Here is a 17,961-nt window from a genome sequence, read left to right on the forward strand (position 1 = left end):
CCTCTTTTTCTAATAGGCGCCCTCACCCCAGCCCTCTCCCCCAGGATAGGGAGAATACGGCTAATTCCCTCTCCCTAACGGAGAGGGTTAGGGTGAGGGTGAATACGAATGAACTGGCGCTTCATCTCCACTACCAGCGCGTTACGCGAAATCAAAAGCATGACGATAAAGGCCAGCGCGCCCGCCGCGATTTGTGCCGCGAGTAACAGGCCGAGCGACAGATGCCCTTTCAGAGCAACGCCCAGCAAATAGCTGACCACAATGGTTGGCAGGGAAAGGTAAAACGGCAGCCAGATGCTCTGGATGTACTGGCGATAGCTGGAACCGAGCACCGGTTTAATCATCACGAAATAGCTCAGAACCGTGTTCACCACCTGCACAAACAGGAAGCCGAGCGTCACGCCGAGCGCGCCCGCCAGATGCCCGCCGACGATAATCGCCGGGATAAATAAGCAGGTTTTGAAGACGTTGAATTTAAAGCTGATATCAACGCGCGCTTTCGCCATCAGCAGCGATCCAATCGGGTTGCCGATGGAACGCAGCAGGCCGACCACGCACAGCAGTTGCAGAATCGGGGTAATAAACTGCCATTTTTCACCAAACACCAACGGCACGAAATTATTCGACACCACCAGCAGGCCGAGCAGCGCCGGGAAGTTGATGATCCCCACAATCGACAGCAGTTTGTAGAAGTTAATGCGCAGCTTTTCGGTGTCGTCCTGAATCTTGGCAAATGCCGGGAACAGCACGCGGGTGATAATCGGGTTCAGCTTCATCGGCGGCACAACGGCCACGTTATATGCGAGGTTATAACCCCCAGCGATGCTGGCCCCGAGAATACGCGCCAGCACTAACGTGGAAAGGTTGGTATTGACGTAATTGATAATGCTGTCAGCCGTCAGCCACGCGCCAAACTTCAAATTTGAACCGACGGATTTCAGGGAGAAATGCAGGCCAGGTCGGTAAATCTTGCGTCCGAAAAAGCCGAACAACGAGGTGCGAACCACGGTATTGACCAGATAACCGATAATCGCGGTCATGGCGAACGGGTAAAACATCGCCGCCCCCACCGTCACGCTAAATCCGGCTAAAACCGATACCGTTTCAATTGAGCCAATCTTTGAAAACTCCAGTTCCTTTTGCATTAATGCGCGGAACTGTTGCCCGTGGGGAATGACGATAAAAGCAAACGACAGCGTTTTAATCAGCGGGGAAAGCTTCGGCGCATGCAGCACCGAGGCAATTACGTCGCTAAGTAAAAACACGGCGGCAAACACCACCAAACCGAGGCCGACATTCAGCCAGTACAGCGTCGTCAATTCAAGGTGGCTGATTTCTTTACGCTGAATAATCGAGTTGGCAATGCCAAAATCCGACAGCGTATCGGCCAGCGCGATAATCACCAGCGAGATGGTCAGCAGGCCAAACTCGTGATTGTCGACAATCCGCGCCAGCACGGTCATCTGCACCAGGCCAAGGCTGATAATAATCACCGTGGCGATAGCCGACCATTTCGCGCCGCTGATGGTTTTTTCTCTCAGGCTCATTGAAGACTCACTTAATACGCAGCTTTATTCACAAAGCCTTTGAAAATGGTGAGGAAGACAATTTTGATGTCGAACCACAGGCTCCATTCGCGGATATATTCCAGGTCAAACTCAACGCGTTTTTCCATTTTCTCCAGCGTGTCGGTTTCACCGCGCCAGCCGTTGATTTGCGCCCAACCGGTGATCCCCGGCTTCACTTTATGACGCAACATGTAGCCTTCAATCAGCGAGCGATATTGTTCGTTATGCGCCACCGCATGCGGGCGCGGGCCAACAATCGACATCTCGCCCATCAGCACATTGATAAACTGCGGCAGTTCATCAAGCGAAGTACGGCGCAGGAAGTTGCCCACTGGCGTCACGCGCTTATCGCCTTTGGTGGCTTGCGTCACAACCGCATCGTTTTCCATCACCTTCATGGAGCGGAATTTCCACACTTTGATCGGCTTGCCGTCCATGCCGTAGCGCGTCTGGCGGAAGATCACCGGGCCTGGAGAAGTCAATTTCACCGCCGCACTGATACACAGCAACACCGGGGAAATAAACAGCAGGATCATCGCGGAAAGCACGATGTCTTCGAGGCGTTTCAGGATGCGGTTGATACCGTTGAGCGGCGTGTCAAACAGCGGCACCACCGGCACACCGTTCACTTCTTCGGTGCGGGAATTCAAAATATTGAAGGTGAAAACATCCGGAATCAGCATCACCGAACAGGTGGTGTCCGTCAGTTCACGCACCAGACTTTTAATGCGAATTTCTTCGCTCATCGCCATCGCGATATAAACGTTGTCGATGCGCCCTGCCCGCGCTTGCTCGACTAAATCTGCGAAACATCCCGCATAATCGCCATGTTTTGTTTCTGGCTGTTCGTCGTCGTAAACGCCCATCACATCGAAACCCAACCACGGCTCGTTGCGGAAGCTTTCAGCTAACGTGTAACCGACGGGCATAGAACCTGCGATCGCGATGCGGCGCGTGTTGTAGCCCATATTGCGCAGCCAACCGGCACCGAAACGGATGAACGAGCGGCACATCACCATGCCGAAGCTGGTTAACACATACCAGGCCAGATACACCCAGAATGAGCCGTCGAAGTCCGGGTTAAACGCCAGCAGTCCGGCGCTGAAAATCAGGCTCAGCGTCCAGTTTTGCAGCAGCAACATCAGCTCGCTGGAAATTCTCACGCCGCGCCAGGAGCGATAAAAATCGGTAATTCCACCAATCATTTGAAAGACGACGAGGGCCAGCAACGCCATCAGTAAATGCATATACAAAAACGGTAACGCGTTGACCTGACACACTACCCATAAGCCAACAAACATAATGGTTATGTCGGAAAAACGTTGCACCATAGAGATTAACGATGCGTTCGTTTTTGGCAGCTCGCGCTTTTTTAGGTTTGTCATCGTTTTACCTTTATTAAGATTACCCCTCACCCCGCCCCTCTCCCGCAGGGAGAGGGAGAAAACCTTTCAGTTCCCTCTCCTGGGGGAGAGGGTTAGGGTGAGGGCGACCTATGCCTGGTCAAATCACTGATTCAACAGTTCCATAATTTCCTGCGTTCGCGCCTGCATCAGCTTTTCATTGCTACGCGATTCCACATTCAGGCGCACCACCGGCTCGGTGTTCGAGCTGCGCAAATTAAAGCGCCAGTCGACAAACGCCATGCTGATGCCGTCGGTGTTATCGACTTCCTCTGCGTGCGGCGCAAAATGCTGCTCAACACGGGCAATCGCCACTTTCGGGTCTGCCAGCTTGCTGTTAATTTCCCCGCTTGCTGGCCACGCCGCCATGCGGTCACACACCAGCTCGCCGAGGGTTTTGCCTTTCAGACACAACAGCTCGGTCACCAGCAGCCACGGGATCATCCCGCTGTCGCAGTAAGCAAAGTCACGGAAATAGTGATGAGCGCTCATCTCGCCGCCGTAAATCGCATCTTCCTGGCGCATACGCTCTTTGATAAACGCGTGTCCGGTTTTCGACATCACCGGCGTGCCGCCTGCGCGTTCGACGATATCCACCGTGTTCCATGACAGGCGCGGGTCGTGAATAATTTTCGCGCCCGGCTGTTTTTCGAGGAATGCCGCCGCCAGCAGGCCGACGATGTAATAGCCTTCGATAAACTGCCCTTTCTCGTCGAACAGGAAGCAGCGGTCGAAATCGCCGTCAAAGGCGATGCCCATATCCGCGCCGTGTTCAATCACCGCATTGCGCGTGTCGTCACGGCACTCCGGCAGCAGCGGGTTCGGGATACCGTTCGGGAAGTTGCCGTCCGGTGTGTTGTGGACTTTGATAAACGTCAGCGGCACGTTCAGGGATTTAAAACGCGCTTCGATAGCATCAACAATCGGGCCTGCCGCGCCGTTACCGGAGTTAATCACCAGTTTCAGCGGCTTGATGTTTGCCACGTTGATGTACGAGAACAGGTGATCGATATATGCCTCAACCACCGACACTTTCTGGTAGCTGCCGCGTTTTGCCGCATCCACCGGCGGGAAGTCGTTCGCTTCTGCCAGACGCTGCACGTCGCGCAGGCCGGTGTCGCCGCTGATTGGGCGGGCACCTTCACGCACCAGTTTCATGCCGTTGTAGTCCATCGGATTGTGGCTGGCGGTTACTTCAATGCCGCCGTCCACGTTCAGATGCCAGGTGGCAAAATAGATTTCTTCGGTGCCGGACAGGCCAATATCCAGCACGTCCACGCCCGCATCCTGCAACCCTTTTGCCAGCGCCAGTTTCAGTGATTCGCTGGTCAGGCGCACGTCGCCGCCCAGCACGATGGTTTTCGGTTTCAGGTATTCGCCATAGGCGCGGCCAATGCGTTCCGCGATGTCTTCGTTCAGCTCTTCACCGAGCTTTCCACGGATGTCGTAGGCTTTAAAGCAGGTCAGTTTGTTCATAATCATCATCCTGAATTTCGTAGGTCGGATAAGCGCAGCGTCATCCGACAGAAGTTAAATGCGCCCGTAACGGTCTTCGAAACGGACGATGTCGTCTTCTTCGAGGTAAGTGCCGGAACGCACTTCAATCAGGTCGAGCGGGATTTTTCCGGGGTTTTCCAGGCAGTGCGTCACGCCCAGCGGAATGTAGATGGACTCGTTTTCACCGAGCAGTTTTGTCTCTTCACCCAGCGTCACTTTTGCGGTGCCCGCCACGATGATCCAGTGTTCGGCGCGGTGATGGTGCATTTGCAGAGACAAGCCTTCGCCCGGTTTCACGGTGATGCGTTTCACCTGGTAGCGGTCGCCTTCGTCGATGGAGTCATATTTGCCCCACGGGCGATACACTTCGCGGTGGTTGTGGTGTTCGTGGCGGCCATCAAATTTGATTTGCTCAACCACTTTTTTCACGCTCTGGACGTGGTCACGGTCGGCGATCAGCACCGCATCTTTGGTTTGCACCACGATCAAATCTTTCACACCAACGGTGGTTACCAGGCCTGATTCCGCATAGATGTAGCTGTTTTCGGTGTCGTGGCTGATCACATCGCCGTGGTGCACATTACCCTGCTGATTCTTGGCACTGATATCCCACAGCGACGACCAAGAGCCCACGTCGCTCCAGCCCGCATCCATCGGCACCACCACCGCATCGGCAGTTTTTTCCATCACCGCGTAGTCGATAGATTCGTCCGGGCAGGCCAAAAATGCCGCTTCGTCAACGCGTACAAAATCGAGATCCGGGTCGATGTTCGCCATCGCTTTTTCGCAGGCATCGAGAATATCCGGGCGGAATTTTTTCAGTTCTTCGAGATAGCGTCCGGCGCGGAACAGGAACATGCCGCTGTTCCAGTAATATTCGCCGCTGGCAACGTAAGCCTGCGCGGTGTCGATATCCGGTTTTTCCACAAACTGCGCCACGCCAAAGGCGACGGCGTCAACGTCTGAGCTGTTCGCCAGTTCGCCACGGCGAATATAGCCATAACCGGTTTCTGGCAGGTCGGGCACGATACCGAACGTGACTAATTTTCCGGCTTCAGCAAACGGCAGCGCGTTGCGCACCGCGTCGCGGAAAGCGTCTTCGTTTTGAATCACATGATCGGCTGCAAGAATCAGCATCAGTGGGTCGTTTTGCGGCTGGTTACGCACCGCCGCCAGAGCCGCCAGCGCAATGGCTGGAGCGGTATTACGCCCGGCTGGCTCCAGCACGATGTTTTCCGTCAGCTTGTTCAGCTCACGCAGTTGTTCGGCAACAATAAAGCGGTGTTCTTCGTTGCAAATCACCACCGGGCTTTCGCACTCCACGCCGTTCAGGCGGCTGATGGTGGTTTGCAGCATCGTCAGTTCGCCTTTCAGGCACAGGAACTGTTTCGGGTAAAGTACGCGGGACAACGGCCACAACCGGCTACCGTTTCCGCCAGCCATAATGACTGGGTAGAGTTGACTGTGACTCATGATTTAACCCCGATTTCTTATGCAGTAATGTCTGCGATAAATTGGTTCAGCACGCTGTCTTTCTCGAGCGTGCGCTCGGCATATTCACATGCCACCGTGTTGTGTACCGGCAATTGCAGGCAGCGCTCGATGCCGTCGGCTAACGCGTCAACCGACTCAGGCTCTACACACACGGCAATACCGGAATACGCGTCGCAAAGTTGGCCGAGTTCGGTATCCGGTTCTGCGGTAATCACCGCATTTCCGCCCACGGCAAGAATATTGGTTAGCTTCGATGGCAACACGGCATCCGCCGCGCCACGGCGTTGAATCACCAGGTGGCAATCCGCCAGGCGCAACAAGGCAGGCAGCGCGTTGTAAGGTTGAAGCGGATGGAAAACGACGTTTTTCAGCCCTTTTTCCTGCGCCAGTTTTTCAAGGCGAGCTTTGCCGCCGCCCTGCCCGACAATCACAAACAGATATGGCTGATGAGCAAAACGCTCCGCCACTTCAATGACGGTTTCCAGCCCCTGCTTTTCCCCGATGTTGCCGGAATAAAGAATGATTTTTTTATCCGCAGGCAGTTGCAGGTCGTTGCGTACCGCCAGAACGTCTTCCGGCGAAATGCCGCGAAAACGCTCTACTTCCGACCAGTTCGGGAAGAAGATCACTTTGCCCGGCTCCACGCCCTTCTCTGCCGCTTTGTTCATCATCGAGCGCGAAATAGTCGAAACGTTATCAACGTTATGCAGCCCGCTTTGTTCAAAGCGCTGTGCCAGTCTGGCGACTTTGCCCTGTTTTTTGCCCGCCATTCCCAGGCCGAGCATGGCGTCAACTTCGTAATCCTGAATGTGCAGCAGCGTGCGTGCGCCGCTCAATTTTGCGAGCAGGCGCATACCCGGCACGCAAAAGAGCGTCGGCACCACACCAATGATGCGATCCGCTTTCCAGCGACGTTGCGCGATCAGCGGGAAGAACGAGCTCAGCGCAAAGCTGCCCAAATGAATCAGGCGCTTTAAGGTTGAGGGTTGTTTTGGTACGTAAAGCGGGCAACGCCAGACGGTGGCGGCACCGATTTCTTTTTTGTATTTCCACGCCGAATAATCGGGATGCACTTCCCAGACCGGGTAATAAGGTGGTGCGGTAATCACCCGCACCTCATGGCCCTGGCTCGTCATCCATTCCACCATCTCGCCGGTGTATTTGCCGATGCCGGTCAGTTCTGGGGAATAGTTAATTCCGTACACCAGAATTTTCATAATCCGATGACCTTATCTGCCTTGTCGGCGAGAAAATAGGCACGGCTGTTGTCATGCACATCGTCGCGAGCCAGCAATTGCTCCGGCGTTAACCAGCGATAATCGCTGTGCTGTGCGTCGGGCAGTTGCAGTTTTTCGGCATCAACTCGCAGGCGGAACCCCAACACCACATAGTGGGTTGAGAATTCCGGGCCGGAGAAATTGTCGTCGTAAAAATGCTGCCACACGCCGTAAAACTCACCGTCGGAAAGGGTAAAACGCTGGCCTAATTCGGCTTCGGTTAAGCGAGCAAAAGCCCGCTCCAGCGTTTCATCTTTCTGTACCCGGCCACCCGGCACGAACCAAAAGTTCTGTGCCGGACGTTGAGTGCGTAAGCCCAGCAGGAATTCTCCCGCCTGATTTTCCACAATTAAATCAATGGAAATCAGCGGCGTGGAGCGGACAACGGTTGAGAAGTCTTCAGCACTCAGAAACATATTTACCCCCGGAACCGCTGTTGGTTTTCGAGGAACCACTGGTAAGTGCTGGCAAGGCCAGGTTCCAGCGTGACTTCCGGATACCAGCCCAGGCGGCGCAGGCGCGTCACATCCAGCAGTTTGCGCGGCGTACCGTCAGGTTTAGTGGCGTCAAACACCACGCGCCCACGGTAGCCGGTCACTTTCGCGATGGTCTGCGCCAGCTCGCGGATGGTGCAGTCCACACCGGTGCCGACGTTGATATGCGAAAGCATCGGCTCGGTGTTTTCCTGCCACACTTCGCTGGCGAGTTCCATAATGTGAATGCTGGCGGCGGCCATATCGTCGACGTGCAGGAATTCACGCATTGGCGTACCGCTGCCCCACACCACCACATCCGGCGAATTTTGCGCCGTCGCTTCGTGGAAACGGCGCAACAACGCCGGGATCACATGCGAATTGCTCGGGTGGAAGTTATCGTTCGGGCCATACAAATTGGTTGGCATGACCGAGCGATAATCGCGACCGAACTGGCGATTGTAGGACTCGCACAGTTTGATACCGGCGATTTTGGCAATCGCATACGGCTCGTTGGTCGCTTCAAGCGTGCCTTGCAGCAGCTCGGTTTCCGCCATTGGCTGGTTCGCCATTTTTGGATAGATGCACGAGGAGCCGAGGAACAACAGCTTATTCACGTTGTGCGTGTGCGCGCTGTGAATAATGTTGGCTTCGATCATCATATTTTCGTAGATGAAGTCAGCCGGGTAGGTGTTGTTCGCAACAATTCCGCCCACTTTCGCCGCCGCCAGATAAACCTGGTCGATACGCTGCTCGGCAAAAAATGCATTAACCGCCGTGCCGTCCAGCAGGTTCAGCTCGTCGCGGTTACGCAGCACCAGTTCAACGTCTGCACGTTGCTCAAGCTGACGCACGATGGCGGAACCGACCATCCCGCGATGGCCAGCAACAAAGATACGTTGTTTATTCATACTCAGGACTCCAGCGCGATGGCAACCTCGTAGCCGTGTGACTTCAGCAACGAGTGCTTTTTCGCCGCTTCGAGATCTTTGGCTACCATTTCGCCGACCATTTCACGCAGTGTGATTTCTGGCTTCCAGCCCAGTTTTTCGTGTGCTTTGGTTGGGTCGCCGAGCAGGGTTTCCACTTCAGCAGGACGGAAGTAGCGCGGGTCAACGGAGATAATCACATCGCCTGGTTTCACGCCTGGCGCGTCATGGCCGGTGACGGAAACAACAATGCCTTTTTCGTCAACGCCGGTGCCTTCAAAGCGCAGTTTGATGCCCAGTTGTGCCGCTGCCATTTCGACAAATTCACGTACGGAATACTGAACGCCGGTCGCAATGACGAAGTCTTCCGGGTTGTCTTGTTGCAGCATCATCCACTGCATTTTCACGTAGTCTTTGGCATGGCCCCAGTCTCGCAGGGAATCCATGTTGCCCAGATACAGGCATTTTTCCAGGCCCTGTGCGATGTTGGCGATAGCGCGGGTGATTTTACGGGTGACGAAGGTTTCGCCACGGCGTGGGGATTCGTGGTTAAACAGAATGCCGTTACAGGCAAACATGCCGTACGATTCGCGGTAGTTTACGGTGATCCAGTAGGCGTAAAGTTTGGCAACTGCATACGGGGAGCGCGGGTAGAAAGGAGTGGTTTCTTTCTGCGGCGTTTCCTGCACCAGGCCGTACAGCTCAGAAGTCGACGCCTGGTAGAAACGGGTTTTCTTCTCAAGGCCTAAGAAGCGAATCGCTTCCAGCAGGCGCAGAGTACCCATTGCATCAACGTCAGCGGTGTATTCCGGGGATTCAAAAGAAACCGCAACGTGGCTCATGGCACCCAGGTTATACACTTCATCCGGCTGCACTTCGGAAAGAATACGGGTCAGGTTTGAGCTGTCCGTCAGATCACCGTAGTGCAGATGGAATTTTGGATTGCCTGAATGAGGATCCTGGTAAATGTGATCAACACGTTCAGTGTTGAAAGAAGAAGCGCGACGTTTAATACCGTGAACTTCATAACCTTTTTCCAGCAGCAGTTCCGCCAGATAAGAGCCGTCTTGTCCGGTAACACCCGTGATGAGAGCTACTTTAGTCATAATAGATTTTCCTCTTTTAACATTTGTGTATCACCCTCACCCCAGCCCTCTCCCTAAGGGAGAGGGGGAATAACGGGACTCAATCCAATTCCCTCTCCTGAGGGAGAGGGGGAATAACGGGACTCAATCCAATTCCCTCTCCTGGGGGAGAGGGGGAATAACGGGACTCGTTCCAATTCCCTCTCCTGGGGGAGAGGGGGAATAACGGGACTCGATCCATTTCCCTTTCCTGATGGAGAGGGGGAATAGCGGGACTCGATCCAATTCCCTTTCCTGAGGGAGAGGGGGAATAGCGGGACTCGATCCAATTCCCTTTCCTGAGGGAGAGGGGGAATAACGGGACTCGATCCAATTCCCTCTCCTGGGGGAGAGGGTTAGGGTGAGGGCGTAATGCGTTGCCGAATAACGACTGCCGGATTACCCCGGCAAACGGCATTTGCCGGTAATGATTTATAAATACTGCTGCGAGCACCGACGACGGTGCCATTGCCAATAGTGACGCCAGGTGAAACAAAGACATCCGTGGCAAGCCAACATTTCTCACCAATAACAATTGGTGTGGCAGTAATATCGAAATACTTGCTCATATAATCGTGGCTGCCAGTACATAAATAACACTTTTGTGACACCACAGAATTGGCACCAATGGTGATATCGCCTAGTGTATATAACACCGCGTCATCACCGACCCAGGCATAATCGCCGAGCGTTAATTTCCATGGATAAGTAATTTTTACTGACGGGCGAATCACCACGCCTTTACCGATTCGTGCGCCAAACAAGCGTAATAAAAAGGCGCGCCAGCGATATAATACTTGTGGTGACCAGGCAAATAATGTTGCCTGAACCGCCCACCACAATTGCACTTTAATCGCGTTGCCACCCCGGAAACCTTTCGGCACCGAGAAGCCATTTAATTCCTGCATAATGTACCCTTCGTTTTATTGCCGGATGACGCTGCGCTTATCCGACCTACAAAATCAGGCTTTGTTATAAAGTGCTTTTGATTTTCCGGTGGTACGCAAACGTAATTTATAAGATAACTCTGCAATAAAACCGGGAACGCGTAATATTCTGCGCTGTACGCTTCTTGCATCACGGCATAATTCAACATTGTTGGTTGTCGAAACGCCGCCCATGGAAAATTCGGAGACTATTCCATTGACGCGCTTAAATTCATAACCGCTCTTATACATTTTGGCGGCCAGCGCGTAATCTGAAGACACTTTATATTGCAGGTCATAAGGGTATTTCAGCAGACCATCCATCGGGAAAAATATCGCCTGATGGCTGGCAGGCAAACTGTGGTAAATATACCACCCCTGTTTTGCACGACGCTCTATTTTCGTACCATCACCAAAGTCTAATAATGCATCGCCAATAATCATGGCGTTTTCGGTTAACGGCCTTGCAGCAAGTTGGCTGACGACATTGACGATATCCGGATGGAAAATATCACCGGAGTTGAGGAACAAAGCATAACGGCCCTGAGCCAGTTCAATGCCTTTATTCATCGCATCGTAAATACCGTTATCTTTCTCACTGACGTAACGTAAGTTGTACTGCCCGCTCAGGTTTTTCAGAAATTCTGCCGTACCATCTTGCGAGCCACCATCAACCACAATCCACTCAAATGCGATGCCCGGTGCCTTCGCCAGGTGAGCCAGCGACTGCCAGGTTTTTTCTATCCCGGCGAGGTTTTTATAGGCAACAGTGATGACACTTAATAGCATTATTATTGACCTCAACTGTTCGTAATATTGAGTGCCTTACGCAAAATAAACGGGCAAACAATTAAGAAAGCATATTCAGGGCTAAAAATTGAACCGGTAAAAAACAGTGATACAGGAGTAAACAGCCATAATTGCACACGGTAATTTTCATTATTACCAAATGCCGTGCGCATCATTTTAATGACTTTCCACATATACCAAACTGTCAGTAATACCGCGAACCATGAAAAATAGATAATTAGCAGATACAAACCATTGTCTACTGTTTTACCGACATCCGCACCGTTAAAGATTCCGAATGATGCGACATATTCATATAAAGATCCGAATCGTACTACGCCATCAATATTGGTTAAGGAATGCCCGACCATCGCCAGGGGGCCAATAATACGGTAATACGATGATGAACCTTCCGTTCCCAAATCCCCCAGACGCGTGGCGATATAAGGAAACGCGAATATTAACCCTACTAAAAACACGGAAAGAGAAATTATCGCCAGCGGCAACTTCTTCTTTATGGCACTTTTATTAAGGTATTGAAATGCCCATTCCAGCAGATAAAACAGGATAAAAGTCATTACCCCTGAAAACGATCCGGAAAGCACTATCCCGAGAAGAATCATACCATCAGTTTTGGGGGTTTTGATACCGAACTGTTTGATGCTGAGCCAAATTGAGATTAACGCCAGAGCGAAGAACGCCGGTTCAAAATATAACGCGGTAGTACGTTTACCGCCAAAGCTAATAAAGTTCAGAACATAGCTATTACTGTATATAAGAAACTTCGAAATTTTCTCAATTAAACTACTGCCGCCGGTAAGGATAATCTGAGCCATTTCTGCCGCCGCCAGCGTCACAATAATGCCGACGACACCGTAAAATAACCTTAATAACATACGGTGATTACGTTGTGAAATAGTTTCGAAGCGGCAGCTCCAGGTCATTGCCATTATCAGCACGATATAAACGAACAATAATGTCGAGGTGACATATTTGCTGGCATCCAGCGACTGACCAAAGATGTAGTTAAATGCGGTGAGTCCCGCACCAATGCCCAAAGCAATCATCAATTTTTTGACGCTGATGCGTTCAATGTACAAAAAGAGGATAGCGGGCAAGAAGGTGACTATCGTTATCGGGAAGCTTTCTCCGAGTGAGGCCAACTTGACGTTGACCACCAGATAGATAAACGGCAGCAGCAGATAACTACAGATTCTGATAGAACGAGACATATTCCTCCAGCATCTGTTGCCCACTGAACGCCTGGCGACTTGCAGTTTTGAAGCTGTGCAAATCTTTGCCAAACACCTGCTGCGCGAGTTGCTCTTTTGGCATTTTCACCAGTTCGAGCACGCGCGCGTCATTGAAGGTTTTACCGCCGACTTTGCGCAGCACTTCATCTGCGGCGTCACTTTGCGTGGCGATCACCGGCACGCCAATCGACAGCGCTTCACACAAAATCAGCGGGTAGTTGTCCACCTGCGAACTAAATACCAGCGAGTCCATTTTATTGAGCTCGCTCATCAGCGCTTTTTTGTCGGTCATGTAACCGTGATTCACCACGTTCGGGCCGTTGAACGGCGAGAATTTACCGAAGGTATGCAGCTCGATTTCATCGCCCAGCGCCATAATGGCCTGCACCAGTTGCTGATTGGTTTTGCCGTCATAACGTAAATCGTGCGCCACCACCGCGACTTTCGGTTTGTCACTCGCCGTACTTGTCAGTGGCAGTTCAGCCAGAATCGCTTCGGTTGCGACGTCGATTCCGTTATTGATAATTTTGCAGCGCCCTGCCCCGTAAATGCGATTGAAAGCATCAGCCACATGCTGGCTTGGGGAAATAAACTGGCAGCCGAGGGCTAACATTTCGCGGAATAACTGGCGCTTGGTATCCACCAATAAATGAGCGCGGTCGGTTTTTACCGGAGGATAGTTATTTAACGTCGGGCATTTCTGGCAGCCGGTTTTCCAGACGTCGCAGCCATCGAGAAACGCGCAACGCCCGGTAATGCTCCAGTGGTCATGCAGCGTCCAGACGAAAGTGACATCCGCTTTATGGGCTTTCACGCGCTGGCAAAACGTCACCATTTCTTCCAGATTCAGCCAGTAACTGTGAACCACGTGGAAATGCAGAACCACCGGGCCGCTGGCGCGAGTGACTTTGCGATACAGATTATTGAGATTGCCAAATGGGTCGCGGTTGAAGAAGCGAAACAGAATGATGTTGGCAATCGAGGTCAGGCGCGGCGTGTGTTTTTCAACGCCAGCGAATTTATCGTGGCTGGCGCTTTTCTTGCCGCCTTTGCCGTAACCATAAATGAAACGTGAGCTAAAACCGGCGGCGTTAGCGCGCTGATGCAGATCCAGCGCCACGCCCGCCGCACCGCCTTCCGCCAGGCGCACGTTGAATTGTAAGATATTCATTTTATAACCTTTACTTGCGCTTTCTGGCCGACGACCAGCGCATTGTCCGGCACGTTGTCCAGCACCACACTTCCCGCACCGACCACCACGTTATTTCCCACGGTGATGTCACCAATAATCACCACATTCGCGCCTAGCTCGACACCGTTGCCAATCACCGGGCAATCATCGTTTTTGCTGCGATTGCCAATGGTGACGCCGTGGCGAATGGTGAAGTCGTCTCCGGCCACCACGAATTTATTGATAACGACGGCATAACCGTGGTGAATGGTAAAACGCCGCCCAATGGTGGCCGCCGCCTGAATTTCATAGCCAAACAGGCATTCGGTAACGAAGCGATAAAGCAGAATGACCGGGGCCGCCCACAGGTTGTTGATGACGCTTTTTTTGCGCCACACCGAGCAGAAATGGGCGATGCGATAAGCCAGCACCATGCAGCACGGGCGCAGGCTCCAGGAATTGGCGCGCAGATCTTCAAGCACGGTTATTTCCCCCGTAGTCCGTCGGCAAGACGTTTGGTGTTTCGCACACTCAGCAAGGCTAATAAGGTGCGCATCGACATGCGTTTATTGCGGATTTGGTACAGGGTAAACAGCTGATATTTCTTGCTGGCGCGGTCGAATTTGTCTTTGTGCTTTTGGTAGAAGTGGAAGTATCCGGCGAACTTTTTTGGCGATTTGGTGATCTGCATTTCACCGTGGTTGATATGCAGAATTTGCGTGGCTTCTTCCACTTTCCACGGTTGACCGTATTCCACCACCATGCGCAGGAAGATGTCGTAGTCCTGAGCCGCAGCCAATGTGGTATCAAACAGGCAAGCCTTGAAGCGGCTGGCGTAGGTAAATACCTGATTGCCGATAATGTTGCGCTTATAGAACAGCTTTAATGAAAACGGTGATTTCGGGTACAACGGCAAACTCGCTGGCTGCGAATAAACCTGCCCTTCACAAACATAATCATTGGCATACAAGAAAGCGTGCGTCACCAGTTGATGCTTGTGCTCGAGAAACACCGACAGGCGGTTAGGCGTCCATTCATCATCGTCATCAATACCGGTAATCAATTCGCCCGTTGCCTGGCTGATGGCCTGGTTGCGCACCGAGCACGCGCCGGAGTTGAAATCATTGCGGGTATAGCGCACGCGCGGGTCGCCGAGTTCTTCAACAAATCGCTGGAGCTGCTCAAAAGAAGAGGAACAGTCGTCGACGATTAACATTTCCCAGTGCTCATAATCCTGGCGCAACACCGATTTTATGGCGCGGATTGCCAGCTGTTGACGGTTCCATGTCGGCATATAAATAGAGATAAGTGGGTTATTCATGGCGCTCCCCAAAGTCTTGTTATGTAACCCCCCTCATCCCGGCCTTCTCCCAGAGGGAGAAGGAGCAAAAGATCCCCTCTCCAGGGGGAGAGGCTTAGGGTGAGGGCGACAAACTCAATTATTTCGCATCAGATTTATATTCGTACTCGTAGTAGCCGTAATCCTCGTACCCTGCCGCACGGCGGAAGATAGAGTTGAGGATCACGCCGCGCACGTTGATGCCGTTTTGTTCAAAGCGGCTGAGGCTGGTTTCGACTTCTTTGAGCGTGTTCACCGCGTAACGCGCCACCATCAGTGTGGTGCCAGCATGGCGACCGACAATGGCGGCGTCGGTAACAGCAAGAATTGGCGGGGTATCAATCAGCACCAGGTCATAGTTCTGGCTGGCCCATTTCACCAACTCACCAAAACGCTCGCTCATCAGCAGTTCAGAAGGGTTGGAAGGCACCACGCCACGCGGCACGAGGTCAAAATTAGGCACTGAGGTTTTTTGCGCGCAGCGCGAAATTTCCGCCTGCCCGGTCAGCACTTCCGCAAGGCCATTGGTGTTGGTAGTGCCCAGCAGTTCGTGGGTATAGCCTTTGCGCATATCGCAGTCGATCAGCAGCACACGTTTATTGGTCTGGCTGATGACTGCGGCGAGGTTGGCGCAGACAAACGTTTTACCAATCGACGGGCTAACCCCGGTCAGCATCAGGACATTGTTTGACGCCTGCATCATGGCGAAGTGCAAGCTGGTGCGCAGGCTGCGAATCGCTTCGATGGCCAGATCCGTTGGATTGCCCACCGCCAGCAACTGGCTTTGTTTATTACGTTTGGTGGCCTTCACACCGCGCACCGTGGCGTTATCGCGAGATTTCTGCCATTCAGAAAGTGGGATGCTGGCGTAAACACCAATCCCCGCTTCTTCCAGCGCCGCCGGGCTTTCGATGCCACGATTGAACAGTGAACGCAGCAGCACGCCCATCACGGAAAGCATCAGGCCAAGAATGATGCTGCCGAGAATAATCAGCGCGCGTTGCGGTTTGACCATGCCCGGCTGGGCAATCGCCGCATCAACGATACGCACATCGCCCACGGTGCTGGCCTCGGTGATTTTCAGCTCTTGCTGTTTGTTCAGCAATTGCATGTAAACCTGCTGGCCGGATTCCACATCACGCGTTAAACGCACAATTTCTTGCTGCGTTTTTGGCATTGCCGTCACGCGGCCTTCCAGGCGTTCTTTCTCTTGTTCCAGCGTTTTACGTTTTTCCAGCAGCGTACGATACGCCGGGTGAACTTTGGTGTAGAGCTTGGAAATCTCGGCTTCTTTGAAGGTCAACTCGTTGAGCTGCGCATCAATGTTCACCATAGTGTCGAGAACAGATTTCGCTTCCAGCGGCAAATCCACAGAGTCTTGCTGTTGGCGATAAGCGTTTAACTTGTTTTCAGCCGCATCAAGACGGGTGCGGACTTCCGGCAATTGTTGCGCGAGGAATTTGAGGCTTTTCGCCGCTTCTTCCGATTTGCGCTGCACGTTTTGCTCAAGGTAGTTACGGGTGATGCTGTCGAGGATGTCGCGGATCTTGTCGCGATCTTCGCCGGTATAAGACAGGCTCAGTACGCCGGTATCTTTACCGTTTTCAGCCACCACCAGGTTGCCCTGAATCTGGTTAATCATGCCCAGCGTGGAGTATTTGGTGACGGTGAATGTGTCGCCCACTTGCGCTTTAATCGCACTCACGCTCAGGGTGACGCCGTCTTTACTCAGCGTTTGGCCGACTTGCCCTTTGGCGCTAAAGCCGTTGTCGCTGGTGAGCAGATATTGCGTTGGACTCAGCACTTCGACGGTGAAGATATTTTTACCCTGCCCTGCCGGGAGGTTAAAAGTATCGACAACGACGGTGTCATTTTGGCGGCCCTGCAACCGATCCCAACCCGCGCCTAACAGCCAGAAGCTGTTTTTCTCAACCGCGATATCAAGGTTAAGATCGTCAACGGTTTTCCCTAAAACCAGGCGCGATTGAATCAGCTGCATTTCCGCAGCGGACGCTGGCGGCTTGTTAGAAAGCGCAGAACTGATGTCGTTAACCAGCGAGTTACCGGCATTTTGTTCAATTTGCACCAGCGCATCGGCTTTATAGATGGGCGTGGCAAACATCGCATAAATAGCGGCGAGAATGGCGAAGACGGCGGTGATCCCCAAAACCCACCAGCGGGCTTCGAGAACCGTGCCAAACAATCGGCCAATATCAATTTCGTCATTGCCCTCAGTCGGGGCGCTCGAACGGCGTGATTTTTCTGTCATTGTTATCCCTGATGAGCGTTGAGTGCGTTAGCCCATTTCTGGGCGCTCTGGTCCAGAAGACCGTAAACCGCTTCAAAAGCGTCGTGGCTTTTGCGATACGGATCGGGGATTTCCCGTTCCGCATCCCAGTGACCAAACAGCATCACTTTGCCGCGCATCTCTGGAGCCATTTCGCAAATTGCGGAGATATGGCGTTTTTCCATGGCGAGGATCAGGTCATATTCGCGGCACATTTTGCCGGAAACCTGCTTCGCGCAATGGCCGTCAAGCGAGAGGTTATGCTGTTGCGCCACACGAATCGCGCCATCATCAGCCCCCTTCCCCACCAGCGCCCCGAGCCCTGCCGAAGTGACAGTCAGCTGCGGTTGATAGCTTTTTAGTAACCGCTCAGCGGTTGGGGAACGACAAATGTTCCCGACACAGACAACCAAGATTTTGTTGAACATAGC

Annotated in this window: 16 protein-coding genes; all 16 read right to left on the reverse strand. The window is 52.8% G+C overall.

Annotated elements, in window-relative coordinates; genetic code table 11:
* Positions 1 to 74: 74 nt before the first annotated feature.
* The 16 genes from D6029_RS02825 to wzb all read right to left on the reverse strand — a co-directional run bounded on the left by D6029_RS02825 (position 75) and on the right by wzb (position 17,958).
* On the reverse strand, positions 75 to 1,547 hold the full coding sequence (locus D6029_RS02825) for an MOP flippase family protein (protein ID WP_120063313.1): 1,473 nt from the start codon (positions 1,545 to 1,547) through the stop codon (positions 75 to 77).
* 11 nt (positions 1,548 to 1,558) lie between these two features.
* Positions 1,559 to 2,953 (reverse strand): undecaprenyl-phosphate glucose phosphotransferase, encoded by a 1,395-nt coding sequence (gene wcaJ / locus D6029_RS02830; protein WP_120063314.1) that lies wholly within the window; start codon positions 2,951 to 2,953, stop codon positions 1,559 to 1,561.
* A gap of 123 nt (positions 2,954 to 3,076) precedes the next feature.
* Entirely contained in the window at positions 3,077 to 4,447 is a 1,371-nt protein-coding gene (gene cpsG, locus D6029_RS02835; protein WP_120063315.1) for a colanic acid biosynthesis phosphomannomutase CpsG, read from the reverse strand.
* Between the two features lie 54 nt (positions 4,448 to 4,501).
* Positions 4,502 to 5,941, reverse strand: coding sequence for a mannose-1-phosphate guanyltransferase (cpsB, locus tag D6029_RS02840; RefSeq protein WP_120063316.1), 1,440 nt, complete (start codon positions 5,939 to 5,941; stop codon positions 4,502 to 4,504).
* 17 nt (positions 5,942 to 5,958) lie between these two features.
* Positions 5,959 to 7,179 (reverse strand): colanic acid biosynthesis fucosyltransferase WcaI, encoded by a 1,221-nt coding sequence (gene wcaI, locus D6029_RS02845; protein WP_120063317.1) that lies wholly within the window; start codon positions 7,177 to 7,179, stop codon positions 5,959 to 5,961.
* On the reverse strand, positions 7,176 to 7,655 hold the full coding sequence (locus tag D6029_RS02850) for a GDP-mannose mannosyl hydrolase (RefSeq protein WP_120063318.1): 480 nt from the start codon (positions 7,653 to 7,655) through the stop codon (positions 7,176 to 7,178). Before D6029_RS02850 ends, wcaI begins: the two co-directional genes overlap by 4 nt.
* Before the next feature lie 2 nt (positions 7,656 to 7,657).
* Entirely contained in the window at positions 7,658 to 8,623 is a 966-nt protein-coding gene (fcl, locus tag D6029_RS02855; protein WP_120063319.1) for a GDP-L-fucose synthase, read from the reverse strand.
* Positions 8,624 to 8,625: 2 nt separating this feature from the next.
* A complete protein-coding gene (gene gmd, locus D6029_RS02860; RefSeq protein WP_034496631.1) occupies positions 8,626 to 9,747 on the reverse strand; it encodes a GDP-mannose 4,6-dehydratase in 1,122 nt (373 codons plus the stop codon).
* Positions 9,748 to 10,121: 374 nt separating this feature from the next.
* A complete protein-coding gene (gene wcaF, locus D6029_RS02865; protein WP_120063320.1) occupies positions 10,122 to 10,673 on the reverse strand; it encodes a colanic acid biosynthesis acetyltransferase WcaF in 552 nt (183 codons plus the stop codon).
* A 54-nt stretch (positions 10,674 to 10,727) separates the two neighbouring features.
* Complete coding sequence (wcaE, locus tag D6029_RS02870) at positions 10,728 to 11,480, reverse strand: colanic acid biosynthesis glycosyltransferase WcaE (protein ID WP_120063321.1); 753 nt, start codon at positions 11,478 to 11,480, stop codon at positions 10,728 to 10,730.
* An 11-nt stretch (positions 11,481 to 11,491) separates the two neighbouring features.
* Entirely contained in the window at positions 11,492 to 12,712 is a 1,221-nt protein-coding gene (gene wcaD, locus D6029_RS02875) for a colanic acid polymerase WcaD (protein ID WP_120063322.1), read from the reverse strand.
* Entirely contained in the window at positions 12,687 to 13,904 is a 1,218-nt protein-coding gene (locus D6029_RS02880) for a glycosyltransferase (RefSeq protein WP_120063323.1), read from the reverse strand. The genes wcaD and D6029_RS02880 overlap by 26 nt, the downstream gene beginning before the upstream one ends.
* Complete coding sequence (gene wcaB / locus D6029_RS02885; protein ID WP_120063324.1) at positions 13,901 to 14,386, reverse strand: colanic acid biosynthesis acetyltransferase WcaB; 486 nt, start codon at positions 14,384 to 14,386, stop codon at positions 13,901 to 13,903. The genes D6029_RS02880 and wcaB overlap by 4 nt, the downstream gene beginning before the upstream one ends.
* Before the next feature lie 2 nt (positions 14,387 to 14,388).
* On the reverse strand, positions 14,389 to 15,225 hold the full coding sequence (wcaA, locus tag D6029_RS02890) for a colanic acid biosynthesis glycosyltransferase WcaA (protein ID WP_120063325.1): 837 nt from the start codon (positions 15,223 to 15,225) through the stop codon (positions 14,389 to 14,391).
* A gap of 118 nt (positions 15,226 to 15,343) precedes the next feature.
* Positions 15,344 to 17,512 carry a tyrosine-protein kinase Wzc gene (wzc, locus tag D6029_RS02895; RefSeq protein ID WP_120063326.1) on the reverse strand — a complete coding sequence of 723 codons (2,169 nt, stop codon included), beginning with the start codon at positions 17,510 to 17,512 and terminating at the stop codon, positions 15,344 to 15,346.
* Positions 17,513 to 17,514: 2 nt separating this feature from the next.
* Positions 17,515 to 17,958: a low molecular weight protein-tyrosine-phosphatase Wzb gene (wzb, locus tag D6029_RS02900; protein WP_120063327.1), complete on the reverse strand. Its 444-nt coding sequence runs from the start codon at positions 17,956 to 17,958 to the stop codon at positions 17,515 to 17,517.
* Between the last annotated feature and the right edge of the window lie 3 nt (positions 17,959 to 17,961).

It is taken from the genome of Buttiauxella izardii, assembly GCF_003601925.1.
Taxonomy (GTDB): Bacteria; Pseudomonadota; Gammaproteobacteria; order Enterobacterales; family Enterobacteriaceae; genus Buttiauxella; species Buttiauxella izardii.

Bases quoted from the DNA above. Each gene is read 5' to 3' on its own strand.
- fcl (WP_120063319.1), bottom strand. From the start codon at position 8,623: ATGAATAAACAACGTATCTTTGTTGCTGGCCATCGCGGGATGGTCGGT.
- wcaI (WP_120063317.1), bottom strand. From the start codon at position 7,179: ATGAAAATTCTGGTGTACGGAATTAACTATTCCCCAGAACTGACCGGC.
- cpsB (WP_120063316.1), bottom strand. From the start codon at position 5,941: ATGAGTCACAGTCAACTCTACCCAGTCATTATGGCTGGCGGAAACGGT.
- wcaF (WP_120063320.1), bottom strand. From the start codon at position 10,673: ATGCAGGAATTAAATGGCTTCTCGGTGCCGAAAGGTTTCCGGGGTGGC.
- wcaE (WP_120063321.1), bottom strand. From the start codon at position 11,480: ATGCTATTAAGTGTCATCACTGTTGCCTATAAAAACCTCGCCGGGATA.
- cpsG (WP_120063315.1), bottom strand. From the start codon at position 4,447: ATGAACAAACTGACCTGCTTTAAAGCCTACGACATCCGTGGAAAGCTC.
- wcaD (WP_120063322.1), bottom strand. From the start codon at position 12,712: ATGTCTCGTTCTATCAGAATCTGTAGTTATCTGCTGCTGCCGTTTATC.
- gmd (WP_034496631.1), bottom strand. From the start codon at position 9,747: ATGACTAAAGTAGCTCTCATCACGGGTGTTACCGGACAAGACGGCTCT.
- wcaJ (WP_120063314.1), bottom strand. From the start codon at position 2,953: ATGACAAACCTAAAAAAGCGCGAGCTGCCAAAAACGAACGCATCGTTA.
- D6029_RS02850 (WP_120063318.1), bottom strand. From the start codon at position 7,655: ATGTTTCTGAGTGCTGAAGACTTCTCAACCGTTGTCCGCTCCACGCCG.
- wzb (WP_120063327.1), bottom strand. From the start codon at position 17,958: ATGTTCAACAAAATCTTGGTTGTCTGTGTCGGGAACATTTGTCGTTCC.
- D6029_RS02880 (WP_120063323.1), bottom strand. From the start codon at position 13,904: ATGAATATCTTACAATTCAACGTGCGCCTGGCGGAAGGCGGTGCGGCG.
- D6029_RS02825 (WP_120063313.1), bottom strand. From the start codon at position 1,547: ATGAGCCTGAGAGAAAAAACCATCAGCGGCGCGAAATGGTCGGCTATC.
- wzc (WP_120063326.1), bottom strand. From the start codon at position 17,512: ATGACAGAAAAATCACGCCGTTCGAGCGCCCCGACTGAGGGCAATGAC.
- wcaA (WP_120063325.1), bottom strand. From the start codon at position 15,225: ATGAATAACCCACTTATCTCTATTTATATGCCGACATGGAACCGTCAA.